25 protein-coding genes are annotated in these 26,348 nt (G+C 34.9%); 9 read left to right on the forward strand and 16 right to left on the reverse strand.

Translation table 11 applies throughout. From position 1 onward, the window contains the following. Nucleotides 1-232 precede the first annotated feature (232 nt). Together bshA and BA768_RS00085 are read right to left on the reverse strand one after the other, a co-directional pair. A complete protein-coding gene (gene bshA, locus BA768_RS00080) occupies nucleotides 233-1,381 on the reverse strand; it encodes an N-acetyl-alpha-D-glucosaminyl L-malate synthase BshA (protein WP_065719222.1) in 1,149 nt (382 codons plus the stop codon). Nucleotides 1,382-1,406: 25 nt separating this feature from the next. Continuing rightward, nucleotides 1,407-3,110: a glycoside hydrolase family 3 protein gene (locus tag BA768_RS00085; RefSeq protein ID WP_065719223.1), complete on the reverse strand. Its 1,704-nt coding sequence runs from the start codon at nucleotides 3,108-3,110 to the stop codon at nucleotides 1,407-1,409. 118 nt (nucleotides 3,111-3,228) lie between these two features. On the opposite strand from BA768_RS00085, the gene BA768_RS00090 reads away from it, so the two are divergent. After that, nucleotides 3,229-3,756: a hypothetical protein gene (locus BA768_RS00090; protein ID WP_065719224.1), complete on the forward strand. Its 528-nt coding sequence runs from the start codon at nucleotides 3,229-3,231 to the stop codon at nucleotides 3,754-3,756. 65 nt (nucleotides 3,757-3,821) lie between these two features. On the opposite strand, the gene ribA is transcribed toward BA768_RS00090, so the two are convergent. The 8 genes from ribA to BA768_RS00130 form a co-directional block, all read right to left on the reverse strand. Beyond that, nucleotides 3,822-4,418: a GTP cyclohydrolase II gene (gene ribA / locus BA768_RS00095; RefSeq protein WP_065719225.1), complete on the reverse strand. Its 597-nt coding sequence runs from the start codon at nucleotides 4,416-4,418 to the stop codon at nucleotides 3,822-3,824. A 13-nt stretch (nucleotides 4,419-4,431) separates the two neighbouring features. Further along, complete coding sequence (locus BA768_RS00100) at nucleotides 4,432-4,881, reverse strand: hypothetical protein (RefSeq protein WP_034678120.1); 450 nt, start codon at nucleotides 4,879-4,881, stop codon at nucleotides 4,432-4,434. Then, entirely contained in the window at nucleotides 4,878-5,489 is a 612-nt protein-coding gene (locus BA768_RS00105) for a DUF4254 domain-containing protein (protein WP_034678122.1), read from the reverse strand. The genes BA768_RS00100 and BA768_RS00105 overlap by 4 nt, the downstream gene beginning before the upstream one ends. 15 nt (nucleotides 5,490-5,504) lie before the next feature. After that, a complete protein-coding gene (locus BA768_RS00110; RefSeq protein ID WP_065719226.1) occupies nucleotides 5,505-5,720 on the reverse strand; it encodes a twin-arginine translocase TatA/TatE family subunit in 216 nt (71 codons plus the stop codon). A gap of 30 nt (nucleotides 5,721-5,750) precedes the next feature. Then, a complete protein-coding gene (locus BA768_RS00115; protein WP_065719227.1) occupies nucleotides 5,751-7,310 on the reverse strand; it encodes a murein hydrolase activator EnvC family protein in 1,560 nt (519 codons plus the stop codon). Next, nucleotides 7,307-8,152, reverse strand: coding sequence for a DUF4292 domain-containing protein (locus tag BA768_RS00120; protein WP_065719228.1), 846 nt, complete (start codon nucleotides 8,150-8,152; stop codon nucleotides 7,307-7,309). Before BA768_RS00120 ends, BA768_RS00115 begins: the two co-directional genes overlap by 4 nt. An 87-nt stretch (nucleotides 8,153-8,239) precedes the next feature. Continuing rightward, nucleotides 8,240-9,256: a sugar phosphate nucleotidyltransferase gene (locus tag BA768_RS00125; RefSeq protein ID WP_034678129.1), complete on the reverse strand. Its 1,017-nt coding sequence runs from the start codon at nucleotides 9,254-9,256 to the stop codon at nucleotides 8,240-8,242. Nucleotides 9,257-9,284: 28 nt separating this feature from the next. After that, entirely contained in the window at nucleotides 9,285-10,739 is a 1,455-nt protein-coding gene (locus tag BA768_RS00130) for a lipopolysaccharide biosynthesis protein (RefSeq protein ID WP_034678131.1), read from the reverse strand. A gap of 122 nt (nucleotides 10,740-10,861) precedes the next feature. On the opposite strand from BA768_RS00130, the gene BA768_RS00135 reads away from it, so the two are divergent. Next, nucleotides 10,862-12,199 (forward strand): dihydroorotase, encoded by a 1,338-nt coding sequence (locus BA768_RS00135; protein WP_034678133.1) that lies wholly within the window; start codon nucleotides 10,862-10,864, stop codon nucleotides 12,197-12,199. 246 nt (nucleotides 12,200-12,445) lie between these two features. Here the strand turns inward: BA768_RS00135 and BA768_RS00140 are convergent, their stop codons facing one another. Further along, the gene (locus BA768_RS00140; RefSeq protein WP_034678134.1) at nucleotides 12,446-13,048 is read right to left on the reverse strand and encodes an FMN-dependent NADH-azoreductase; all 603 of its coding nucleotides are present in this window, start codon (nucleotides 13,046-13,048) and stop codon (nucleotides 12,446-12,448) included. A 165-nt stretch (nucleotides 13,049-13,213) separates the two neighbouring features. Here BA768_RS00140 and BA768_RS00145 point away from each other — a divergent pair, with 165 nt between their 5' ends. After that, nucleotides 13,214-13,588 carry a winged helix-turn-helix transcriptional regulator gene (locus BA768_RS00145; protein ID WP_065719229.1) on the forward strand — a complete coding sequence of 125 codons (375 nt, stop codon included), beginning with the start codon at nucleotides 13,214-13,216 and terminating at the stop codon, nucleotides 13,586-13,588. Nucleotides 13,589-13,703: 115 nt separating this feature from the next. Here BA768_RS00145 and BA768_RS00150 read toward each other — a convergent pair whose 3' ends face one another. The 5 genes from BA768_RS00150 to BA768_RS00170 form a co-directional block, all read right to left on the reverse strand. Further along, on the reverse strand, nucleotides 13,704-14,600 hold the full coding sequence (locus BA768_RS00150; RefSeq protein ID WP_034678136.1) for a helix-turn-helix domain-containing protein: 897 nt from the start codon (nucleotides 14,598-14,600) through the stop codon (nucleotides 13,704-13,706). 291 nt (nucleotides 14,601-14,891) lie between these two features. Next, a complete protein-coding gene (locus tag BA768_RS00155; protein ID WP_065719230.1) occupies nucleotides 14,892-15,899 on the reverse strand; it encodes an aldo/keto reductase in 1,008 nt (335 codons plus the stop codon). Between the two features lie 307 nt (nucleotides 15,900-16,206). Then, the gene (locus tag BA768_RS00160; protein WP_083206536.1) at nucleotides 16,207-18,504 is read right to left on the reverse strand and encodes a GH92 family glycosyl hydrolase; all 2,298 of its coding nucleotides are present in this window, start codon (nucleotides 18,502-18,504) and stop codon (nucleotides 16,207-16,209) included. Nucleotides 18,505-18,776: 272 nt separating this feature from the next. Further along, entirely contained in the window at nucleotides 18,777-19,457 is a 681-nt protein-coding gene (locus BA768_RS00165) for a response regulator transcription factor (RefSeq protein ID WP_065719231.1), read from the reverse strand. A gap of 15 nt (nucleotides 19,458-19,472) precedes the next feature. Next, nucleotides 19,473-20,720, reverse strand: coding sequence for a sensor histidine kinase (locus tag BA768_RS00170; RefSeq protein ID WP_065719232.1), 1,248 nt, complete (start codon nucleotides 20,718-20,720; stop codon nucleotides 19,473-19,475). 150 nt (nucleotides 20,721-20,870) lie between these two features. On the opposite strand from BA768_RS00170, the gene BA768_RS00175 reads away from it, so the two are divergent. The 6 genes from BA768_RS00175 (at nucleotide 20,871) to BA768_RS00200 (ending at nucleotide 26,344) form a co-directional block, all read left to right on the forward strand. Continuing rightward, nucleotides 20,871-21,278 (forward strand): DUF1573 domain-containing protein, encoded by a 408-nt coding sequence (locus tag BA768_RS00175; protein WP_047480354.1) that lies wholly within the window; start codon nucleotides 20,871-20,873, stop codon nucleotides 21,276-21,278. Nucleotides 21,279-22,051: 773 nt separating this feature from the next. After that, the gene (locus BA768_RS00180) at nucleotides 22,052-23,302 is read left to right on the forward strand and encodes a site-specific integrase (RefSeq protein WP_065719233.1); all 1,251 of its coding nucleotides are present in this window, start codon (nucleotides 22,052-22,054) and stop codon (nucleotides 23,300-23,302) included. A 646-nt stretch (nucleotides 23,303-23,948) separates the two neighbouring features. After that, nucleotides 23,949-24,341 (forward strand): single-stranded DNA-binding protein, encoded by a 393-nt coding sequence (locus BA768_RS00185; protein ID WP_003002511.1) that lies wholly within the window; start codon nucleotides 23,949-23,951, stop codon nucleotides 24,339-24,341. Nucleotides 24,342-24,385: 44 nt separating this feature from the next. Further along, on the forward strand, nucleotides 24,386-25,459 hold the full coding sequence (locus BA768_RS00190; RefSeq protein ID WP_065719234.1) for a DUF932 domain-containing protein: 1,074 nt from the start codon (nucleotides 24,386-24,388) through the stop codon (nucleotides 25,457-25,459). 52 nt (nucleotides 25,460-25,511) lie between these two features. Further along, nucleotides 25,512-25,994 carry a hypothetical protein gene (locus BA768_RS00195; protein ID WP_065719235.1) on the forward strand — a complete coding sequence of 161 codons (483 nt, stop codon included), beginning with the start codon at nucleotides 25,512-25,514 and terminating at the stop codon, nucleotides 25,992-25,994. Nucleotides 25,995-26,005: 11 nt separating this feature from the next. Then, entirely contained in the window at nucleotides 26,006-26,344 is a 339-nt protein-coding gene (locus BA768_RS00200; protein ID WP_065719236.1) for a molybdenum ABC transporter ATP-binding protein, read from the forward strand. Nucleotides 26,345-26,348 lie beyond the last annotated feature (4 nt).

Raw genomic sequence — 26,348 nt, forward strand, 5'->3', positions numbered from 1 at the left:
AAATTATTTTTGTTGAGATTAAACTTTATAACGTTTCTGTGTCGCACCTCCGGAGCATGTATTTTGTGATGATAATTGGTTTTGTACAAAGGTTGCGCTCCTACGGAGCGCGCCAATCGGCAATTAATTTCTCCCTGCTAAAAGGTTCGGCTCCGAAGGAGCCGAACCTAAATTTTCAGTAAAACAAAAAAATCAGAGCATTGCTCTGATTTTATTAGATATTTAAATGATTTTAAGCTTTTGTCAGCTCACCCTTAAAATTCTCAATCGTTGTTTTATACATATCTTCGTAAATAGGAAGAATATTTTTCAGATCAAATCTGATGGCTTGTTCTTTAGCATTGACTTTCATCTGATTGAGAAGCTCATCATTGCTTAATAATTTAATACAATAATTACTCATCGCTTCTACATTTCCGATTTCTGCTAAAAAACCGGTTTCTCCCTGAATGTTTACTTCTGGAATTCCGCCTGCATTTGAGCTGATTACCGGAGTATTTGCCGCCATTGCTTCCAAGGCTGCCAAACCGAAACTTTCCTGCTCGGAAGGAAGTAAAAAGACGTCTGAAAGCTGAAGAATTCTGTACAGATCATTTACCTTTCCTAAAAGTCGGATCTTTGAAATTAAATCAGGATTTTCTTCCAAAAACTGGTTGACTTTTTCCATATCGGGACCTTCACCGATGATAATCAGTTTAGATTTAACCTTTTTCTCAACATTTTTAAAAATCTGAAGAACTTCTTCTACACGCTTTACAGGACGTAAATTGGAAACGTGAATCAATATTTTTTCGTCAGGATTCGCAAACTGTGTTCTCTGGCATTCATTGCAGTCATCAAATTCGGAGTTATCGATGAAATTGGTAATCACCTGAATCTCTTTTTTAATATTGAAAAACTGCAGCGTATCTTTTTTCAGACTTTCAGAAACAGATGTAATCGCATCAGATTTATTAATCGAAAACTCAACCGCATGTTTGTAACTCGGATGTTGCCCAACTAAAGTGATATCTGTTCCGTGAAGTGTCGTTACCAAAGGAATATCATTATTATCTTCCTTCAGCATTTGTTTGGCTGTAAAAGCTGCGTAAGCGTACGGAATGGCATAATGAGCATGAAGTAAATCTAATTTATAAAGGTTTACAACACGGTAAATCATCGAGCTCAATGCAATATCGTAAGGCTGATATTGGAAAAGAGGGTAGGTCTGAACATTAACCTTGTGGAAGAAAATATTTGGATTGGTAATATCTAATCTAGCCGGAAGTGCCGAACTGATGAAGTGTACTTCATAGCCTTTGTTTGCCAAAGACATTCCGAGTTCTGTTGCCACGATTCCGCTTCCGCCGTATGTTGGGTAGCAAAGTATGCCTATTTTCATCTTTTATTTTTTATTTGATGTCAATTTATTTTGTGTGGGAAACTTTTAAATCGATTCCCATACCTGGTTTTAATTTTTCGTTGACTAAAACGGGAAGTCTTCCCGAAATTTTAGTTTTTCCGTTGATTGCATCTGCAGTTGCTGTCATCGAGTCATCATTATTCTCATAAGAAACCAAAACGGTCGAAACTTTAGAAATATCAATGTCTTTTAAAGCATATGCGCTCCCGAAGACATTAAGAATCACATTTTGATTTTTACTCAGATCAGCTAAAATCTTTTTTGATTCTGATGAAATTTTGTAAGGTTTGTAAGCTGTAGAATTATCTTTATGGAAACCAACAATTACAGTAGAATTTGCAGGAATTGAATTGATTTCAGAAGCTTTTTTAATGATAATTTTTGAATTTATATTTAACTGATTTGCAAAAGTCTGATAAGGAGCTTCTTCCAGCGGAACATAATAGTAAGTCGTGTTTGAATTTAAAGGAAGCAATTTTTTTTCGTCTTTCAATAATGTTAATGCATTAGCATAAAGATTTTGAACCAGTTTTGTATGCGACTCATTATTAATATCGTAGATTACATTGTCAGGATTTTTTGGTTTGTATTGATTTAAACCTAAAAAATACTTAGTTAACAAAATCTTCTTTACACTTTCCTCAACTCTTGACTGAGAGATTTCACCTTTATCAATCGCCTTTTGAATCAATTTTTTACCTTCTGCAACACCTTGCGAAAAAAGCATAATGTCATTTCCTGCTTTAAAAGCTAAAGCATCTAATTCACCCGGTTTGTATTTGTTGGCAACAGCGCCCATATTCAGAGCGTCGGTTATAATTAAACCTTTATATCCTAATTTATCTTTTAGTAAATCTGTGATAATCTTCTTTGATACTGAAGCCGGAATTCCTTTTCCTGATTCAAGGCTTGGAACGTATAAGTGTGCAACCATCACACCGCCAATTCCTTTATTCATTAAAGCTTTGAAAGGAGCAATCTCAATTTTATTTAATCTTTCTAAACTGTGAGAAACCACCGGAAGATCAAGGTGTGAATCTGTACTGGTGTCACCATGCCCCGGAAAATGTTTAATGGCAGCAAGAATATTGTTGTCCTGCAAACCATTTGCGTAAGATAGAGCAGATTGTGTTACATTAGAAACCTCAGAACCGAAACTTCTGTTTCCGATAATTGGGTTGTTCGGATTTGTGTTTACGTCAACAACCGGCGCAAAATCCCAGTTAATCCCCATTCTTTTGCAGTCTTCCGCAATTTTTGCAGCCATTTGATAAATCAGATCCTTATCCTGGATAGCTCCTAAAGTCATTGCCCAGGGAAATTTGTGAGCGGTATTGATTCTTTGGTACAATCCCCATTCTGCATCCATTCCGATCATTAAAGGAACTTTAGACTTCTGCTGAAATTCATTCACGAGATTAATTTCTCTTGCTGCGTCATCCTGCATTAAAATTAATCCTCCAATTTTATCATTTGTGACAATATTTCTCACCTGGTTGATATGGTTGTCGTCTTTATTGGTGTACAATGCAACAATAAAAAGTTGTCCCAATTTTTCGTCCTGAGAAAGACTGTTGTAAGTTTGGTCAACCCATTGATTTGCTTTCTTAATATCTGACCTGGAAATATCTTTAGGCTGATATTGCGCCGAAAGATCGGAAGCAGAAAAAGCTATAATTAAGAGAAAATTAAAAACTAATTTCTTCATGATGTATTGAATATGAACAAAAATACGATTAAAAAATGATGAGTGACAATGTTTTTATAATTTTTGGTATATGTTTTGATTCGGCATATTCAATAATAATAATCTTAAAATTTATATAATGAGAAAGTTTTTCCCAATTTTAATGCTTGCTTTTGTGAGTTTATTTACTTACAGCTGCGATAACAATGATGATGAGGTGCAGTATGTCGATAATGATACATATTCCGGAGTTTTAGAAATTACAAGAAGTTTTCAATATAATAGTTCGACTCAACAACATTTTATTAATCAATCTTTAACTTCTTATGGTATGCTGGATTCTGATATGGTTTTAGTTTATAGACTAAAAGCTGTTTCAGGAACTAATGATGTTTGGGAGCAGATTCCTAAAACAATATATCTAAGTAACGGGAATGAAATAGACTATGATTTTGATTTCACAAAAAATGATGTACAGATTTATCTTAGCGGAACTTATGACGTAACTACAACTCCTGCATATTATAATAATCAAACCTTTAGAATTGTTCTGGTTCCTGCAGGATTTTTAAATAAAGGAACTGCACCAAAAGTAGATTATAGCGATTATAATGCTGTTATTAAGTACTACAACATTGATGATTCAAAAGTTGTAAAAATAAAATAAGAATATCTTTTCAAATTTTTATAACAAAAAAGCTCCGGAACTTAGTTTCGGAGCTTTTGATTTTATTAATTGTCATTGTCATCTAAGAAATGACCGAAAAAATCTTTTTTAGTTTGAAGATAACCTCTGCTGATCTCATTTGCCGGAATTTGTAAAGGCACTCTTGAGTTTAAATTAATATTGCTCTCCTGTACAAACTTTACCTTTTCAGGATTGTTGGTTAAAAGATTGATGCTTTCAATTTTTAACTGGTTCAGTATTTCAATGGCAATACCAAAATTTCTGTCGTCTGCAGGTAAGCCTAATTCTAAATTTGCCTGTACCGTATCTAATCCTTTTTCCTGTAGAGAATATGCTTTAAGTTTATTGATGATCCCGATATTTCTTCCTTCCTGACGAAGATAGATGATGACACCACCATTCTCGTGCATATATTTCATAGCTGCATCCAGCTGTTGTCCGCATTCACATTTTTTAGAATGGAAAACCTCTCCGGTAATACACTCAGAGTGAAAACGTACATTGACAGGTTGAGAAAAATCAGTATTTTCTGCAACGATTGCCATGTGTGGCATCCAGTCATTTTGATCTTCTGAGAAGGCTATCATTCGGAAATTACCGTGTTCTGTAGGAACATTGGCTTCCGCCTGAATTTTTATCATTGAATTGTATTGTTTATTTTTTTCCGTTTATGGAATCTTCTATTACAGTGACGTTTGTTTTTAATCTTACCAAATATCTGTTTAGAACCTCGTCTTCGTCTTTTTTAAGATTTTTTCTAAGCTTCTGAATTTTCTTGTAAGATTTTTCTAAGTTGCGGATTGTTTTATTTTTTCCTGCTTTGTTCCCGGATTCTATCGCATAAAGATAGTTTTGGAGCGTGTATTTAAGATTACTGGTCTCTTCGTTCAATGCCGGATTTGAAAATTTAGGAAAAGAAGAAATCAGATTCGTGATTTCTGATGCATTAACGTTTTCTGTAATGTTTATGCTTATACTTTTATTGTCAGATTCAGTTTTTGCGTCACTCGAAAAACTACCAGATACAGGTGACATATTCAGTTTTTCAGTGGCACATGAAGAAGTGATTATTAACAGTATTCCAAGAAAAAATAGTCGTTTCATTTTTGCTCCTTTTGATAAAGGATTGGGTTAAGACTTTCATCGTTGTACATTTTCATTTGTTTGTACACTTTCATCTTAACATCACCGTTTTCAATATCATTAAGCAATTGAATGATTGAAGCACATAGATCTTCTTTCTGGGTAAGCAATACGTCTAATTTTTGCTGACAATTATAACGGTGCTCTTCAGAAGCAGATTCGCGATTTGCTTCTAACGACATATGATAAACCTTTAATGCTAAAATAGATAATCTGTCGACAGCCCAAGCTGGAGTTTCAGTATTAATCTTAGCGTCAGATTTTGGAGTAATATCTTTGTATTTATCTAGAAACCAACTGTCTATAAACTCTACCAAATCTGTTCTTTTCTGATTTGATGCGTCTATTGTTCTTTTTAATTGAAGAGCTTCAACAGGGTCTATATTTTCATCTCTTATTATATCTTCCAAATGCCATTGAACGGTATCAATCCAGTTTTTAGCATACAAAATCCGTTCCAAAGTATCACTTTCAAACGGGTTTTTAATAGGAGTTTCAACGCTGTCTAATATATGATAATCTTCAATAGACTGGTTGAAGATTTTCCAGGCAGTATCGGTAAAATTCATTGAAATAAAGAAGTTTTAGTGGCTAGCTGTATTATTGTTGGAAGAATTGTTGTCGGTTGTTTTTGAACCCGGTTTGTCTTCTTCTTTGATAGCATCTTTAAATTCTTTAATTCCAGAACCCATACCTCTCATCAATTCAGGGATTTTTTTACCTCCGAAAAGTAATAAAAGGATGATGGCAACGATAAGGATGTGTTGCCAAGATAAGGCTAATATTGTTAATGTATTCATTTCTAAAATTTTTGCAAAGTTAATCTTTTTTTAATACGAAACCCAACCCAACGGGTCAACTGCCTGACTTCCGTTCCATATCTGGAAATCAAGAGTGTAAGTGCCGTCGAAATCCTGTGCGACACTACCTACAATCGTACCTGCAGAAACCTGCTGGTTTTTTGAAACGGTATTGCTGCTAAGATTAGAATAAATGGTAAAATAATCACCATGTTTAATCATCACAGTTTTAGTACCGTCTGCGGAAGGAATTACCTGCGAAACGGTTCCTGGGAAAACCGCTCTTGCCGAAGTTCCTTTCGCTACGGAAATTTTGATTCCGTTATTTTCTTCCCAAATATTTTTAAAGACCGGATGCTGCTGTTTTCCGAATCTATGGGTAATAGTTCCTGAAGCAGGCATTGAAATTCTGCCACGGTTCGCTGCAAAATTGCTTCCTGCGGAAGGTGCAGAAACCCCAAAATTGGTCATCGCTTTCGATTCTGCAGCTTTTTTGTCATCTTCTTTTTTCTTGGCTAATGCCGCTTCAGCATCTCTTGCGGCTTTCAGCTTTTCTGTTGCTTCTCTTGACCTTTCATTAGCTTCTTCCAAAGCTTTCTTTGCTGCTATTTTTCTGGCTTCATCTTTTGCGCTTGCTTCTGCTTTTGCAGCTTCAGCTGTACGTTTTCTGTCTTCTTCCTCGCGTTTAGTAGCAAGTTCTGATGCTTTTTTTGCTTCGGCTTCAGCTAGCTTTCTTTCTCTTTCTAATGCTTCAGCTTTTGCTTTCGCTTCAGCATCAATTCTTGCTTTTTCTCTTTCTGCAGCAATTTTTGCCAAACGGATTTTTTCAGCTTCTGCTTTCTTTTTCGCTTCCTCTTCAGCTTTTGCAATTCTAAGCTCTTCAGCAATGATCGCTTTAATCTGTCCTTCTAAAGCTTTAGACTGAGATTGTTTTTGCTTAAGCTCACCAGTTAGTTTAGATTCGTTTTTCTTGAACTCTGTTACCAACTGTTCTTTTTGCTGACGTTCAACGGTAATAGTCGTTAAATCTTTCTTCTGATTAGCAAGAAGGTTTTCTTTTTCTACTGCCGATCTTTTTTTCTGTTCTACTGATTTCTTTAATTCTACCGCAGCATTGGTGATTTCAGCTGCTTTTTTATCCTGATAATCAGAGTATTGTTTTAAATATTGCACTCTTCTCAGCGCTTCACCCAAACTTTTTGATGAAAGAATGAAAGTTACTTTATTCTGAACACCTTTATTTTTATAAGCATTCACCAAAACCTGAGCGTAGTTTTTTCTTAAAACTCCCAGTTCTCGGTTCTGACGGTTTATTTCAAGCTGACGAAGATAAATCTCATCCTCAATAAATCTTTTTTCTTTCTGAGTATTGTTGTAAACCTTTTCTCTAAGCGCTAATTTTTTATTAACGTTATTTAAATATGATATTGATAATTTAGATTCATTTCTGGTTTTTGCCAGATCTGAATTTATTTGAATGATCTGTTTTTTTAGATCAGCATTTTGCTTTTGTAACTGTTCCTTATTTTGTTGGGCATATTGTAATCCGAACAGCAAAATACCTATTAAAAAGCTAATTTTTTTAATCATTTAATCTCAATTTTCTTATAATTGGCTGGAACTGAATAGGGTGTTTCCATCCTCGAAAAGTCAAATTTCGTGTTTTCCAGTAAAATTTGGCTGGATTTTGAGCCTTTTATAATTATTTTAACATTTTTCGGGAGTTTCACCTCGTTCGGAAAGGTTTCCCAGTTTTCATATACGATTTCAATGGCATCATCGGATTTTACATCCTGCAATTTTATCCAAGTAAGATTAAAATCATTCGTGTACTGCATTTCAACTTTATATTCACGAACTACATCGTTGGTGACGATTTTCTGATTGGTGATTGAGGTGAGCTGATAGCCATCAGAATTTTTCACAATCTTAGAATTGCTGTTTGAAATAAGTAGAAATGTACGACCCATCAAGAGTTTTTCCAGTGTTTTGTAATCGATAAAATTTACATTCAAAAGGTTATTCAGATAATCAAAATCAGAATCAATGTAGTTTTTGTTGTATCTGTCGATTGCCTTTATTCCTTCCGGAGTAATTATTGCTCTTGCAGCAGGAATGATCAGAAAAGAAATATTTGCCCAGATTTTTTTATCATTTTCAATATAAATAGTTGCATCCAGCGGACTTACTCTAAGATCGCTCGCCGTGATTTTACTGTTTATTTTTACATGATCAAATTTAGGATGAATAAGTATTTTCTCATAGAAAGTTATTCGATCCTGAATATTTTTGGCATCTTTCGGGTCATTCTTATTGCCGGAATTTTCTACCTGAATACTGTCATTTTCAGAAGAATTCTGGTTGAGTGCTTTTCTGCTTTTACAGGAAAGAATGGTGAGTGTGATCATCAATAAGATAGCCCAATTTCTCATATGTAAATTTTAATAATCTTTTACAATATTAACGCCAAACCACACAAATGGGATTGTGTGGTTTTTCTCAACGTTATTTACTTAAATTTATTTCGATAAAAAATCTAAAACTGAGAAGTCTCCCAGTGAAATCTCTCTTGCGACTCCGAAATACTGAGCCGAACTTCCAATCATCGAATTGGAAAGGTTTCCGTGGTCAATAATCGTTTTTTCCTGAATTAGAGAATTATCGATATTTGAATTAATCACTTTTGTACCTTTTCCTAAAGAAACATAAGGTCCGATTTTAGAGTTTGAAATTTCAACGCCTTCACCGATGTAGCATGGCTGAATGATAAGAGAATTCTGAATATTTGCCGATTGAGGGAATTCTGTGAACTCATCTTTTTCGTATTCTAAAATTTTACCATTGGTTTCTACTGTGGCATTTTTGTTTCCGCAATCCATCCAGTCGTCTACTTTTCCTAAAGAGAATTTTGCACCTTTCTGACGAAGGTTTTCCAAGGCAGTTGTCAACTGATATTCACCACTTACTTTAATATCGTTATCCATAATGTGGTTGATTTCATCCATCAGTTTTTCACCAGAATTAAAATAATAAATTCCGATAATTGCCAAATCTGAAATAAACGTCTGTGGTTTCTCTATAAAATCGGTAATGAAGCCATAATCATCAAGCTTTACAACCCCAAAAGCAGAAGGATCATCTACTTTTTTCACCCATATTACACCGTCAGAATTGGTGTCTAAAGTAAAATCTGCTCTGAATAAAGTGTCTGCAAAAGCTACCACTACATTTCCTGTCATAGAAGCTTCGGCGCATTTTATAGCATGTGCTGTTCCCAATGCAATATCTTGAGTATAAATGCTTGCTTTTGCACCAAGATTTTCTGCAATTTTGATCAAAGAAGCTTCAACTTCAGCTCCGAAATCTCCAATAATAAATGCTACTTCATCTATTTTTTCTCCTGCAACTTTAGCAATATCTTCTACTAATCTCTGGACAATTGGTTTTCCTGCAATAGGAATCAATGGCTTTGGAACTGTTAATGTATGAGGTCTCAATCTTGAGCCTTTTCCTGCCATCGGAACAATAATTTTCATATATAATTGTTATTTTTTATATTAATGTTTAGTTTTTTCTAAGTATTTTGTTGATCATCGTTCTTTCATTATACGCTAAAAATGCGATGAATAATAAAAACAGACCGTTTCCGATAAAATAATTTTCTCTGAAATACAAAAATGAAACCAGAGAAATTGCTATAGATAATGAAAGGTAAATAAGGATTTTTTTTATGTTATAATGAATGGGATACTGTGCTCTCCCCCAAAAATACGAAATAATCATCATACTTGTGTAGGTAATCAATGCTGCAAAAGCACTTGCCCAATATCCGTATTTGGGAATAAATGTAAAGTTGATAAAAATGGTAATCGCTGCTCCAATCAGAGAAATGTATAATCCCACTCTTGTCTGGTCTGAAAGTTTATACCAAATCGAAAGATTCAGATAAATTCCTAAGAATAATGCGCCCAACATTACAAGAGGAATGATTTCGATTCCTTCAAAATACTGAGCATTTCCCAAATATCTTTCAGCAATCCATTGAAGATTGACCATTAATCCAATATAAATAAGACAGTTACAGATTACAAAAACATCCATCAGAACAGCGTAAGTCTTATGATTGTTTTTGTCTTTAAAACTTGAGAAGAAATAAGGTTCAATTCCCAATTGATAAGCCTGTCTGAAAACAGTAATAAAGGTTGCAATTTTATAAACTGCACCATACACTCCGATCTGATGTTTTGCTTCTTCTTTGGGAAGCCCAAATTTCAAAAATTGTCGGTCTAAAGTCTGATTGATAATTCCTGCCAAGCCTGCTACCATTACCGGCCAGGAATAATTCATAATTCTTTTCCAGAGATTAAAATCAAACTTTTTAAAGCTGAAGTTTACAAATTCCTTTCCTACAATAAGTAATGTTATGATACTTTGTACCAAATTAGCAATGAAAACGTAGCCTACACCAATTTCAGGATCATATTTAATTCCTAAAATACCATTTGGATAATTGGGAAGCCATTTTATAAAAAATACAACAAGAAAATAATATGCTAAAGCTCCGATTACTTTTGAAAGCATATATTGAACGGGTTTGCCTTCAAGTCTTAATATTGCCGAAGGAATTGTTGCAAATGCATCGATCGAAAGCATAAAAAGGAAAATGACAAGATAATTAACCTGATCAGGAGTTTCAAAAGCATTTGCTAAATCTTGTCTGAATACATACCCAAGAATTAAATAAATAAAACCAGCAGATAAAATACTTAAGGCACACGTAGAAACTAAAGTCTTTTTATCAATATCTCCTTCCTGTGCAAAACGGAAAAAAGAAGTTTCCATACCATGAGTCAGGAAAACCGTGATAACTCCGGCGATTGAATACCAATCTACGAATGGTGACGAAGCAGATGGTCCGAAAGCTTTTGTAACAATAGGTGCAATAAGAAAAGGGAAAATTCTTACCAATACCGAACTGAGCCCGTAAACCGCAGTTTGTCCAAATAATTTTTTATACAATTTCAGGTTTTTAAAATGCAAATGTAAATATTAGAATTCACAATTTTCTGAGTTATGCTTAAAAATCATTTTTGAAAATATTAAATTTGTGCAATATCAATCTAATTTTTTTAAAGCAATACATGAAAATCCTGATAAAAAATGCCCAGATCGTCAACGAAGGAAAGATTATTCAAAGCGATATTCTGATTGAAAACGATTTGATTTCCAAAATAAAACCTAATATTTCTGAAGAGGCAGACCAGATAATCGATGCTTCCGGAAAATATCTTTTGCCTGGAATTATTGATGACCAGGTTCATTTTCGTGAACCGGGTTTGACGCACAAAGGCGATATTGAATCTGAATCCCGCTCTGCAATTGCAGGTGGAACGACTAGTTTTATCGAACAACCAAACACTGTTCCCAATGCGGTTACCCAGGAGTTATTGGCTGATAAATATCAAATCGCTTCTCAAAAATCGTTTGCCAATTACGGTTTTATGATGGGAGGAACGAATGATAATCTGGAAGAAATATTAAAAACAAATCCAAGAAACGTTCCCGGAATTAAATTATTTCTAGGTTCTTCGACTGGAAATATGTTGGTTGACAATCCCGAAACTTTAGAAAATATTTTCAGCAATACCAAAATGCTGATTGCGGTTCACTGTGAAGATGAAGCGACAATCAGAGCCAATACACAAAAATATCTGGATGAATATGGTGAAGATATTCCGGTAAAATTTCATCATTTAATCAGAAGTGAAGAGGCTTGTTATAAGTCTTCCTCAAAAGCAATCGAATTAGCAAAGAAAACCGGAGCAAGACTTCACGTTTTCCATTTGTCAACAGCCATTGAGACTGAGCTTTTCAGAAATGATATTCCTTTAAAAGACAAAAAAATTACAGCGGAAGTTTGCGTTCACCACCTGACTTTTACGAATGAAGATTACGAAACAAAAGGCGGATTAATCAAATGGAATCCTGCAGTAAAAACTCAAAAAGACAAAGACGGACTTTGGGAAGCGCTACTGGATGACAGAATTGATGTGATTGCAACCGATCATGCACCACATACTTGGGAAGAAAAACAGAATGTTTATACGAAATGTCCTTCCGGAGCACCTTTGGTTCAGCATTCTTTGGTGGTGATGCTGGAGAATTACAAAAACGGAAAGATTTCTTTGGAAAGAATCGTTGAAAAAATGGCTCACAATCCTGCAATTTTGTTCAGAATTGAAAAGCGAGGTTTCATTAAAGAAGGTTACAAAGCAGATTTGGTTTTGGTTGATTTAAATGAAAACTGGACCGTTGAAAAAGAAAATATTCTTTACAAATGTGGTTGGAGTCCGTTGGAAGGAACTGAGTTTCATTCTAAAGTAACCCACACTTTTGTCAACGGAAATCTGGTTTACGAAAACGGAAAAATAAACGAACAGAAATTCGGAGAGCGATTGCTTTTTGAAGTTCAGGAATAAATATTACAAACAAATTATCAATAGGAACGGGCTAAAGCCCGTTTTTTTATTTAAGACAATCTAGCCAAAACTTATTCATTATTCTCGCAGATTTGGCTGATTACGCAGATTTTTTAACACAATCATCTGCTAAATCTGGTTGATCAGCGAGAGAAATAATTTGAAGCATTTTAATAATACCTTAAAAAAATCCTTGTCAAGGCTCGAAACCTTGACAAGGATAAATTTCACTAACACTTTAAAAAATTAATCTATTGTAATGCCCTCAATCGCCTTTTCCAAAGAAGTTTCCTGAATCCCCGGAATCGCTAAACCTTCCGCACGGAAAACGCTAACGTCTGTAACGCCATAGAAACCAAAAACATTTTTGATATAAGGAACATTAGAGTCATAAATCTGATAAGGTCCTTCTGAATAAATATTTCCTGATGTAAAAGCAATATAAAGCTTTTTGTCATTCAACAAACCTTTCGGTCCGTTTTCATCATATTTAAAGGTATATCCTGCTCTTGAAGTAAAATCAAAATAAGCTCTTAAAGTTGCCGGAACTGAAAAATTGTACATCGGAGAATCAATAACAATAATATCAGCTTCCTGCAATTCTGAAATTAATCCTGTTGAATATTCATTAATTTCGGCTTGTTCAGAAGAATGACTTTCTGCCGGAGAGAAAAAAGTATTGATGTGAACTTCCTCCAAAAGCGGAACTAAATTTTTCGTCAGGTCGCGTTCTTTTACAACAGCATCAGCATATTTTTCCTGAATTTTTTCGATAACGGCATTTCCTAATTTTCTGCTTGCAGATATTTCAGCTCTTGGACTTGAAATAATGTGAAGTATGTTTTTCATAAATAAATATTTATTTTTTTAATGTCGTATGGAATCGCTTCGTTTACGATTTCATTTTTTTTTAATTAAAATTTCTTCAGCAAAATTATGTACATTTGCTTATCAAAAGTTAGTAGTAAACAAAAGGTTAGTAGTAACCTTTGGGTTAGTTAAGAAATGAAGTTTATGGAAAATACGATAGTTTTGGAAGAACCTATAACAGCTCAGAAATGTTCCGAAAATCTTTCCTCTGTTGAAGATGCAATTTATGTGATCGGTGGAAAATGGAAACTGAAAATCATTATTGTCCTGCAAGAGAGCGGGAATATTCGTTTTAATGAATTACAAAGAAATATTCAGGGGATTTCAGCAAGAGTACTTTCTAACGAATTGAAAGATCTTGAATTAAATGGTTTTGTTAAAAGAGTCGTTCATGCCCAGCAAACACCGGTTGTGGTTGAATATATTTCGACGGATTACAGCCGAACGCTTAAGCCTGTTATCATGGCGCTTTCACAATGGGGAAAAACACACAAGCGAAAGATTAAAGAAGATTTTTAATAATCAAAAATTCAAAATGCAGTCTTTTATTTTATTTCCTACAGATTTCTCAGATAGTCATGTTTAAAAAAAATCTGCCCAATCCGCAAAATCTGCGAGAGAATAAATTTTATAATTAATTAAAAGACTGCCGAAATTCCAAAGGCGACATATTTGTTTTCTTTTTAAAAAGCGTAGAAAAAGACTGAGAATGCTCAAAGCCCAGTTCATACGCGATCTCACTTACTGAAAGTTCAGTCGTTGAAAGTTTCTCTTTCGCTTTGCTAATCAGCTTTTCATGAATATGTTGCTGCGTGTTTTGTCCGGTATGAACGCGCAATAGATCACTCAGATAATTCGGGGAAAGATTCATTGCTTCTGCAATTTGATGAACGGTCAACAAACCTTTCTCAGAAGATTCTTTATCAAAATAATTGTTCAGAAAAGTTTCAAATTTAGTTAAAAGCTGATGATTCCCGCTTTTTCTGGTAATAAATTGTCTTTCATAAAAACGCTTCGAATAATTCAACAGCAACTCAATTTGCGACAAAATAATTTCCTGAGTGTGATGGTCGATATGCGCACACTCTTTATCGATTTTATTTAAAATTTCAAGTAAATCGTTTTCCTCATCTTCAGAGAGATGCAACGCCTCATTTACGGCATACGAGAAAAATCCATAAGACGAAATCGTATTCGCCAAAGAATGTTTTAGCAGAAAATCCTCATGAAAAATCAAAAGGTAGCCCGTGTTTTCACAATCCATCGTCTTCAAATCGAGATATTGCACCTGGTTCGGCGCAGTAAAACTCAGTACACCTTTATCATAATCGTAATGTTGCTGTCCGTATTTTATTTTTCCGGTCGCATTTCGTTTCAGAGCAACGCAGTAGTAACGGCTCACAAATCCCTTCCACATATCATCTTCAATGAAAACACTTTCCGAAAGATTCACAACACTCACCATCGGATGTTTCGGTTCTGGAAGCGAAAGCAACCTGTGAAAAGCCGAAATAGATTTTATCGTGTTCATAATTTGAAATTCTAAATAGTAAAGGTAATAATTATTGAGAGCCATTTTAACTTCATCGAATTAAAGTTTTTATTTTTTTATGGCGCCGATTTCCGTCTTCCACTCCCGCTTTTTTGTTCCGCTTCGCTCCACAAAAAGAGCTCCGTTCAAGCCGGGGCGCAATTGTATTGCGTTTATAAGCGGATTGTCATTCTGAACGAAATGAAATGTAGTGAAGAATCTCTAAAAATAAAGTTGAGATTCTTCCTTCGTCAGAATGACAAAATGCAAATAAATTAATTTTAGAAAAGATTAATAATCTAAAAGTCCCATACTAAATTCGTCATAAGGTGCACCCGTATCCGTTCCCAGAGGTACAATGCTTTCCAGTTTCTGAATCTCAGATTCACTCAAAACAATTTTACTTGCATCAATATTCTGTTCAACATACTTTCTGCGTTTTGTTCCCGGAATTGGTACAATTCCTTTGCTGATAATCCACGCCAAAGCCAATTGTGAAGACGTGATATTTTTTTCTTTCGCCATATTTTCAATCGCTTCCACTAATTCGATATTCTTTTGGAAGTGTTCTCCCTGAAAACGCGGAATTCCTCTTCTGAAATCATTTTCCGGCAAATCGTCAATGCTTTTAATATTTCCGGATAAAAACCCTCTTCCTAATGGCGAATAAGCCACAAAACCAATTCCCAAATCATTCAATGTTTTGATGACGCCTTTTTCTTCAACCGTTCTTTCAAACAGAGAATATTCACTTTGAACTGCAGAAATCGGATGAACTTCGTGCGCTCTTTTCACCGATTCAGAAGAAACTTCCGACAAACCAATGTAACCGATTTTCCCTTCTTTTACCAAATCGCTCATTGCTCCGACGGTTTCTTCAATAAGAACATTTTTATCAAGACGATGCATATAATAAAGGTCGATGTAGTCTGTTTTTAGATTTTTCAGAGAACGTTCAACCGATTTTTTCACATAATCTTTTGTCCCATTGATTTTCCACGTGATTTGTTCATTATCATCAATTTCCCACCCGAATTTTGTGGCAATAATGTATTGGTCTCGATTTCCTTCAATCGCTTTTGCAATGAGCTGTTCGTTTTTGAAAGGACCATACAAATCGGCAGTGTCGAGAAAATTTCCACCCAATTCCAAAGAACGATGAATGGTTGCGATAGCTTCCGTTTCATCAGTTTTGCCGTACATGTCGGCATCGCCAAAACCTGTCATTCCCATACATCCCAAACCAATATTCGGGATAATTAACCCCTGATTTCCTAATTTTACCTGATTTAATTTCATATCGTAAATTTTATTGATACAAAATTCCGCAGAAATTAAGAATAGAATGTATGCAAAATGAAGATTGTCGTATGCAAAATACGGATTGGTTTTTATTTAAAGATTTAATTATTTTGAGAAAACAATCTGCGTAATCAGCAAAATCAGCGAGAAAAAATAAGCGTTATTGTCATTTCGAAGAAGGAAAAATCTGTAATATAAGAATAGATTCTTCACTCCGCTTTCGCTCCATTCTGAATGACAAGCCACACATAAATTCTTTGTGAAATTCGTGTAAAATATTTGTGTAGTTTGTGTTTAAACAAAATTATTTTTTCGCTTTAGAACTCATATAAAAACTCAATTTTCCACCATTCATAATATCAGAATGTTTCAGCGTAAAGTTTTTAATTTCCTTTCCATTTAAAAGAACTTTCTGAACATATATATTCTTCGGACTTTGATTGATGGCTTCAATTTCGAACGTTTTTCCATTTTCCAAATTTAAAATTGCATGATCAATAGCCGGACTTCCAATGGCGTAATCTTCCGAACCCGGAGCAACAGGATAAAAGCCAAGTGAACTGAAAATATACCAAGCACTCATTTGTCCCGCATCATCATTTCCGCCCAATCCATCCGGACTTGCTTTGTATTGCATTTCCAAAATCCGTCTGATTTGTGCCTGTGTTTTCCAAGGCTGTCCTGCCCAATTATAAAAATATGCAACATGATGTGCAGGCTCATTTCCGTGGACATATCCACCGATAATTCCTTCTCTTGTAATGTCTTCTGTATCTGCGAAAAATTCGTCGGGTAAATGCATGGTGAACAATTCATCCAGTTTGGAAGCAAATTTTTTCTTTCCGCCCATTAATTGGATTAATTCATCCGGATTTTGAGGAACAAAAAAGCTGTAATTCCAAGAATTTCCTTCAATAAAACCTTGTCCGTGAGTGCTTAAAGCATTAAAATCTTTCTTAAAACTTCCATCCGCCAAGCGAGGACGCATAAATCCGACAGATTTGTCAAAATTATTTTTCCAGTTCTCAGAACGTTTGATGAATTGATTGTAAATTTCAGTTTCACCCAAATATTTCGCTAATTGTGCAATCGCCCAGTCATCATAAGCATATTCCAGAGTGTTGGAAACCGAAGTTCCGTTTTTTTCAGCAGGAATATATCCCAAATCAATATATTGTCCGATGCCTTCGTAATCTCTTTTGTTTGCTGTTTCTACACATGCTTTCAAGGCTTCTTTTACATCACCGTTGTAATTTCCTTTTATAATCGCATCTGAAACGACACTTACGCTGTGATAACCACTCATGCACCAATTATCATTCGCATAATGCGACCAAATTGGTAACATTTTCATGGAAAACTGATTGTAATGAGCCATCATCGATTTCACCATATCTCCGGTTCTTTTAGGCTGAATGATATTAAAGAAAGGATGAAGCGCACGATACGTATCCCAAAGTGAAAAAGTCGTATAATTGGTAAAATTTTCTGCTGTATGAATGTTTTGATCTAAACCTTTATATTCTCCGTTCACATCATTATAAGTGGTGGGATTGATAAAAGTATGATACATAGCCGTATAAAAATTCGTTTTTTCAGTTTCTGAACCTTTAATGACGATTTTGTTTAATTCTTTATTCCAGTTTTCCTGAGTTTGAGCTTTTACCTGATCGAAAGATAGATTTCCTGCCTCTGTTTCTAAATTTTCTAGAGCATTGATTTGACTGACCGGGGAAATTGCCAACTTAACTTCAATGGCTTCATTTTCATTGGTGTCAAAATCAAAATACATTTTCAGATTTTTTCCTGCGATTTCCGGAAAGTTTTTAGTCTGATCGAATTTCCTCCAAAAGCCATTGTAAACCTGCTTCCCATCAAAGTTTTTCTGACCGTAAGATTTAAATGGTTTTGAAAATTTCATCGCAAAATAAACCGTTCTCGTTCTTGCCCAACCGTTTGTTTGTCGGTAACCAGTGATCGTATTTCCGTTTTCTACACGAACGTAAGTCCAAACGTTTTTACCATCATAATTGTAAATTCCAGCCATCAGATCCAAAATGATATGAGCCTGATCAGATTTCGGAAAAGTATACCGGTGAATTCCAACTCTGGTTGTTGAAGTCAATTCAGCCAAAATATGATGATCATCCAGTTTTACTTTGTAATATCCGGCTTCTGCAGTTTCGTTTTGATGAGAAAAACGGCTTCTGTATCCGCTTTCAGGATTCGTTGCTGTTCCCGGATTGAGTTGTAATTTTCCAACAATCGGCATCACTAAGAAATCTCCTAAATCGGAATGTCCTGTTCCGCTGAAATGAGTAGAACTAAATCCTACGATTGTTTTGTCTTCGTATCGATAACCGGCACAGTATTTATATACTTCACCGTTGTATTTTCCGTTGAGTGAATAAGAAATTGTATCGGTTTCAGGGCTGAGTTGAATGGCTCCGAAAGGTGCAGTTGCTCCGGGATAAGTGTGTCCCATTTTTTCTGTTCCGATTAATGGATTGACATATTGATAGAGTTTTTCGAATTTTTGAGCTTTAAAATGTAAACCAAAAAATAAAAGAAATAGAAAAATGGAAGTTCCTGACCTTTTCATGGATGAATATTTTCGAAAAGTAAATTTATTTAAAATTGAACAATAATTGTTTATCGTTTTTTATTGTTTAAAATAAATTGATTTTTGGTCTTCGCAAAGGCGCAAAGATTTTTAATTAAAACAGTGCGTTTTAAGACGCAAGGATTTTATCTTTGATAAAATTTAGCATACCTAATTCTTTGCCGAAAATCTTTGATTTTCTTGCGTCTTAAAAACATTCGAATAATTAAAATTTTTGCGCCTTTGCGATTTGCCAACAAATATTAATATTGCTATTTCTCAGAAAAACGGAAACCAATCCCATGAATATTTTCAATCACAATATTGTTTTCTTCGGCAAAAATTTTGCGCAATCTCGATATAAACACATCCAGACTTCGGCCCATAAAATAATCATCGTCGCCCCAGATTGCCTTTAAAATATCTTGTCTTTTTACAACAGAATTTTTGTGACGGATAAAATAGAAAAGCAAATCAGATTCTCGTTGAGTAAGCGTAATGATATTTTCGAAATCGTTTAAAGTATAATTTTTAGGATCAAAATCATATTTTCCAACTTTATATTTTTGAGCAACGGATTCTGTTTTTTTTGAACGTTTTAGAAAAATTTCAATTTTTAAAATAAGCTCCTCAATGCTGAATGGTTTTACCAGATAGTCATCGGCTCCGATTTTTAAACCTCTAATTCTGTCTTCTTTCAGTGCTTTTGCCGAGGTGAAAATAATAGGAACTTCTGAATTTTTATTCCGTATCTGTTCTGCCAAATCAAATCCGTTCATTCCCGGCATCATAATGTCTAATAGACAGATGTCAAAATCTTTACAGTCAAAGGCTTCAAAAGCTGATTTTCCGTCAGAATGATGTTCAATGTCATAATAATTCTCCAGACTGTCCTGAATCAGGAAAGCGATGGTTGGATCGTCTTCTGCATATAAAATTTTAGATTTTTCCATTATGACGCAAATTAATTAAAACGGGATAAATAAAGTAACCGTAATTCCTTTATCAGTATTGTTTTCGACAAAAATTTTCCATCCATGCTGCTGTACCACTTTTTTTACGTAAAATAACCCCAGTCCAAAGCCGTTGATTTCGTCACTTTTATTGGCATTAACTCTGTAGAATTTATCGAAAATATGATTGATACTCTTTGCAGGAATTCCCATTCCGTTGTCTTTAAATTTTAAATATAAACCTTTTGAATCTTTATCTGAAGAAATAATAATTTCCGGCTTTGTTTCGCAATATTTAATTGAGTTTTCAATCAGGTTAAAAATAATATTGGTAAAATGGAATTCGTCTGCCACAACTGAAGTATGATCTTCAATATTTACTATGATTGATACATTTTCATTTTTCTGCTTGATATTTTCAGCAATTTCCTTAATAAAAGGCAGCAAAATAATTTTTTGTGGTTTTAATGACAAGCCTGAAGCATCATTTTTAGCAATATTCAATATCTTTTCGATATGATTATTCAGTTTAAAACTTTGATTGATGATGATTGAAGTGTATGTTTTTAATTTTGGATTTTCCTGTACAATTTCCTGTTTATTGAGTGATTCTGAAGCTAAAAGTATGGATGAAAGGGGAGTTTTAAATTCATGCGTCATGTTATTAATAAAATCACGCTGTAATTCTGAAAACTTCTTCTGTTGAATAATGGTATAGATCGAATAAACATATACCAACAAAATAATGATCAACGCAAAAGTCAGAAGATACCAAAAACGAAGCGAACTGATAAGATACGTGGTTTTATCAGGGAAACGAATAGAAAAATAGTACGTAAGATTTTTATGTTTGGGAAACTGAATTACTTTTTCACTCGGTTCTTCCTGATGTTGAGTCATATATTTCCCATAAATCATCTGGTCGCTGTGGCAATTGTATAAAGCATAAACATAATCTGTATTGATTTGGAATCTCGTAAATTCCGTTTTCAGATAATGTTCTAAAACCGAAGGGTGAAATTCATTGTTGATATTGACCACATAATAATCATTCGCAATAATCTGAACCGGATTTTCCGTAAAAGAGGTTTTTCCTTCAGACATCTTTTCGACAACCTCCATCAAAGCGATGTTTACTTTCTGATTGAATTTTCTGTCCTCAAGATTATAGGCTTGCTTGGTCCATAACAACTGAGCTATCAAAATCCCGATGATAGCAACCAGACCAAGGCTTATAACAATATTGAGTTTCTTGATTTCCATTTACAGAAGCAATATTATCCAAAAATATCTATAATTTTTTTATCATTAACAACTCGTTAACAAATGTTTGATAACGGTTAACAACTTACAATCATTTTCATGTCTACATTTGTTACAACAAAAAATAATATTTGATCTAAAATTTACACTATGAAAAATTTAAAAATTACAGCGCTTCTTGCAGTTATGGCATTTTCTCCGTTTTATGCAAATGTACTTCCTGTAGCTCCGAATCCTATCGTAAAAACAGTTAAAGCTGCAATTACATGGAAATCAGAATCGATTGATGTAGGTAATATTCCTCAAGGAAAACCAAAATTAATCAGATTTGAATTTACAAACACCAGTTCAAAACCAATTATCATCGAAAATGTAGCGCCATCTTGCGGATGTACAACTGCAGATTACACAAAAACTCCTATCCAGCCTGGAAAAAAAGGTTTTGTTGAGGCAAGCTATAACGCGGCTGCGGCAGGAGCGTTTATGAAAACGGTAAATGTTACGACCAGCGACAGCAAAACTCCTAAAACACTTTCTTTCAAAGGAGTTGTGAAATAATTTTAATTTAATCTTGTTCAATATAAAACTGCCTGACAAATATTTTTGTTAGGCAGTTTTATTTTTATTTGTAGCTATTTTGGCTATGTCGATTGCTTGTAAGAGCAATTCTCGCTTTCCGCACTCGCAATTTTTTGGTTCGGGGGCGCGGCGAAGCCGCGCCCCCGAACCAAAAAAATGAGCTCAAACAAATGCTGCAATCGAGGCTAGGGTTGCAGTCATTATTTTCATGATTTGAAAATATCCAGAAAGTTTATCATCTTTTAAAGAATCTACCATTTTATTTTTGCAAACTTTTGAATTCCTTTAGCACTGTAAAATCTTTTGCGGTAAAAAAAATTAAAGAATTACATACAGACAAAACCTAAGAGGTTCAAAATCTACAAAGTTTCTCACCCTTTTTCTCAACCATTTCTTTTGGGTATTTACAGTGAAAAAATAAAACAATTATTTGCAGCATTATTTATACATCTATTTTGCAGCATTACGTTTTAATATTTATTATTTTTTACAAAAAAGATTAGTAAAAAGCAAAGTTAAGCAAAACGATTAAATCCGTTGCTATACAATGTTTTATAAAGAAGTAGTCTTTATTTGGAACTCGGTGTCAGATAGGTTTTGGGCTTGAAATGACAAAGTTAAGTTACTAATTCGTTACCGATTAATAGAGGTTCCTTATTAGCTTAAACGGTTATATTTCAGTGTTTTGCACTTATTTTTATATTTCCTTGTAACTCAATGTAAATTAATTTTAAACATTAAACATTTGAGTTATGACGCAGACAAAAAAATCAACGTTCAAACTGCTTTTCTACTTGAAAAAGAACGAACTGAAAAAAAATGGTAATGCTCCAATTATGGCACGTATTACCATTGACGGAACACCTAAAACTTTTGGGACAAAGTTAGAAATTGACCCTAGCAATTGGGATCTAAAATATGGAAGAGTTGAGGGCAAAAGCGCAACAGCTTTAAATATTAATAAAAAGTTGGATAACATACGTGGGCGTATCGACAAAATTTATGAAGATATGCTGAAACACGAGGGCTTTGCTACTTCCCAAAAAGTAAAGCTCTCATTCTTGGGTGTTGGTGTAATGGATGATGCAATTCTAAAAGTCTTTAACGATAAAAATGAGGATTTTAAAAAATTGGTTGACAAGGAAGAACGTTCACAAAGCACCTACAACAAGTACATCACGGTTTATAATCATCTTACCACTTTTATCAAAGAACGCTATCATCGTGATGATATGGCCTTTCGGGAATTGACTGGAGATTTTATTAGGGAATTCGATTTTTATCTTCGGTACGATTTACAATCTACACATAATACGGTTTGGGTTTACACGATGCCCGTACTAAGTCTGGTAGAATTGGCTATAAAAAAAGGTTTGATACGTGATAATCCGTTTCAAGATTATGAAATTAATATGGAAGAAACCGACAGGGGTTATATTCTTAAAAAAGATGTAGAAAAACTGATGATGTGTGCACCGCCCCACCCACGGTATGAGCTTGTGAAAGATCTTTTTATTTTCAGTTGTTTTACCGGACTTGCTTATGCGGATATTAAAAAACTAACAAGGAACAATATTCAGTCTTTCTTCGATGGCCATCAATGGATCATCAGCAGAAGAAAAAAATCAGATATTGCTTCTAATGTTCGATTAATGGAAATCCCAAAACGTATTATAGAAAAATACCTCGGTAGCACTCGTAATGAGTTTATCTTTCCAGTTCCAACTAATGTAACCTGCAATACTCACATTGGCAAATTAATTGAAAAAGCTGAAATTATTACAGAACAAAAAGTAACTTTTCACACCGCAAGACACACATTTGGAACGATGTTTTTGACCGAAGGCGTACCTCTTGAAAGCCTTAGCAAAATGATGGGACATAAAAACATTTCAACTACACAGATTTATGCTAAAATTACCAGCCAAAAGATTAGTAAGGATATGGATTTAGTAGCTCCTAAATTTAAGGAGATTGAAGAAGCGTTTTTACAGGTTATATAGTTAATCACAATTTGATAATTACTAGCAGAACTTAACGGTTCTGCTTTTTTTATGCCCATATTTTATAGCCAAAGCACATTTACTTCGCTCTGCTATTCCCTTTCTGTAAAAGAGCTTTTCGGCTACTTCTGGAACAGAAGATTAAAAAATGTTGCCATCTACGCCTCCCACACAAATACATTTTCTAATCCTCTGCTAGTGTGGCTTTGATAACCCACCGCTTTAAAAAAGTGTTTTAAAAATTCAGCGAATTGGAAGTGTTATTTCAATTCATTGTAAACCATTTCTCAATGCCATCTTCTTGGCTTCCACATTCATTTTATCCAAATGACCCGTATGCTTTTTTGTCCCATTTCTAGAGCAAAGGTATTTCCGTGTTCTTAACGCATCACAAAGGTCAAGCAAGTTTGGAAAATAATCTCCACCCGTTGGGTAGTATTTTTTTCCAAAACCTTGGTGCCGCTAAACACGAACCTTTTATGCTCGTGAAACGAAACATAGCATACTCCGGCTCTTTAAACGAATAAAAAAAATGTCAGATACGAAAATTAAAAACATTGGAAATGGTAATGAAACGAAACAGCACCTCCTCTCATTGCCGAATAAATCTAAAAAAATAAAAATAAATAACTAAAAATTAAGGGATATGAACATCACAGGAAGACTGACAAGGGACGCGGAAGTACGCACAACGTCACAGGACAAACAAGTAGTAAATTTTTCAGTAGCGACCAACGACAGCTACCGTAACAAGCAAGGCGAACGCATAGAGCAAACAACCTATTTCGACTGCTCCTATTGGATAACCCCGAATGTAGCCAAGCTACTCACAAAAGGCACTTTGGTAGAACTATCGGGACGAGTAAGTACAAGAGCGTGGACAGGTAATGATGGAGAGCCAAGAGCAGGTCTGAATTTCCATACCTCACAAATCAAATTGCACGGAGGTAGTAAGAGAACCGAAAGCGTACAAGCTACTGCACAAACAGGAAACAACAGTACAGCAGGAAAAGGTACAGAAGACGACCTTCCATTTTAATCAAGAACATTCAATCCATTTTTTATATCAAAATTTTAAACATTATGGCACATAATATAAATTTCAACGAGAGAACAGGACGTTATTCATTTTTCAGCGTTCAGCAAAAAGCGTGGCACGGTTTAGGGCAAATCGTGGAGCAATACCCAACAAGCGAGGAAGCTATCAAACACGCAAGATTAGATTACGAAGTCGTAAAATCCCCACTATTTACCAAAGGTTCGGGCATTATCGAAACCACCAACGGTATAGAGATAGGCAGTAGCGAATTGGAAGTACCTAACTATTTCGCCAACATACGCACCGATAACAATGCCGTATTGGGCGTAGTCGGTAAGGATTACCATATCGTACAAAACCGTGAAGCCTTTAATTTCTTTGATGCTATTGTAGGTGGTGGCGAGGGCATTCTGTACGAAACCGCAGGAGCATTAGGCAACGGAGAACGTATTTTTATCACAGCCAAACTGCCGGACTATATCCGTGTAGGCAATGGCGATGATGTTACGGAAAAATACATTTTCCTAACCACTTCGCACGATGGTAGCGGAAGTATCACAGCCGCATTTACACCAATCCGTATCGTTTGCCAAAATACCTTAAACGCTTCATTACGCAATATGACCAATGTTGTCCGTATCAAACACACTTCGGGAGCAAAAGGACGTATCGAGAACGCTCACAAGATTATGGGACTTGCCAACACATTGAGCAACCAATTAGAGGGAATTTTCAATGAATGGGCAAAAGTAAAGGTAACAGACCGAGAGGTTAAAAAGCTAATTCAATTGGCACTTTGCCCGAATAAGGAAACCTTTGATTTAATCAAAAAAGGTGCGGAAGATGAAATTTCAACCGTGTTCAAAAACACCGTTGAAGATGCTTTTGCATACGCAATGATAAGCGACACCCAACAAATGGATACGACAAAAGGAACATTGTTCGGAGCTTATAATGCGGTTACAGGTTACTATCAGAACGTAAGAAATTACAAGAATGATGAAGCCAAGTTGCAGAGCATTGTATTGGGTGGCACTGCTCAACTCAAATCACAGAAAGCATTTGAATTGTGTAATGGTTTTGCTTTAGATGGTGCAGAAACCCTAAACCTTAATTAAATAACAACAGGCTACCGCTTTAATCGGTGGTAGCCTACTAAAAACAAAAGTTATGGCAAATTGGTGCAGTAATACAGTTGTATTCGAGGGGAAACCCGAAACAATGACAGCAATACAGGAACTTTTTCAATCAATGAAGGAAAAGGAAGAAAAAATCGAAGAAGGACAATTACCCGAATTTATTTCTAAAGATAATGGTGGTTATTTCTTCAATATCTATTGGAATGAAGGCGATGAAGGACAATTTCAATATGAAACAAAGTGGTCACCAAATATGGAAATCATTCAAAAGATAGCGGAGCATTACGAAGTGAATTTCACACACGACTATGAAGAAATGGGCAATCTTGTATATGGCAGGGCAACATTTTATGACAAGCTACTCACAGATGTTTATTTGGAAGACGTGGATTTTGAGCAATACGAATTTGATGAAGAAAACGAAACCTACCATTTTGAGGGTAATGATTACGAAAGCGATTACGAGATATTAGAAAACTTGTTGGAGCGGAAAATTAAAATTCAAGAAACTTAAAACCAAAGGCAATGGAAACAAGAACAATAGCTACAAAGTTTGTACGCCAAGATGTACCCGAATTGGCAACCCTGCAAAATGCAAAGGTTTACCTATTAAGGGAAAAACTGAACAAAGGCGACAAGTTGAACCGAGCCGAAAAAAATTGGCTTGCCGAAGCAGTAAACCGAAACGCCTATTTCAAAAGAGCCGTCCCGCTTATGGGTTATCGTTTTGGTTTCGAGGATGTTTTAAAATCCTATATCGTAAAGCAGTACGGCAGTTGGGCAGAATACAACGCTCCCGACAAAACAAGTCTTAGAAGTATCATTTATGGTAGGATTGACCAAATAGCGGAAATCAGCAAATAACACT

It is taken from the genome of Chryseobacterium sp. CBo1 (assembly GCF_001693475.1).
Lineage (GTDB): Bacteria > Bacteroidota > Bacteroidia > Flavobacteriales > Weeksellaceae > Chryseobacterium > Chryseobacterium formosense.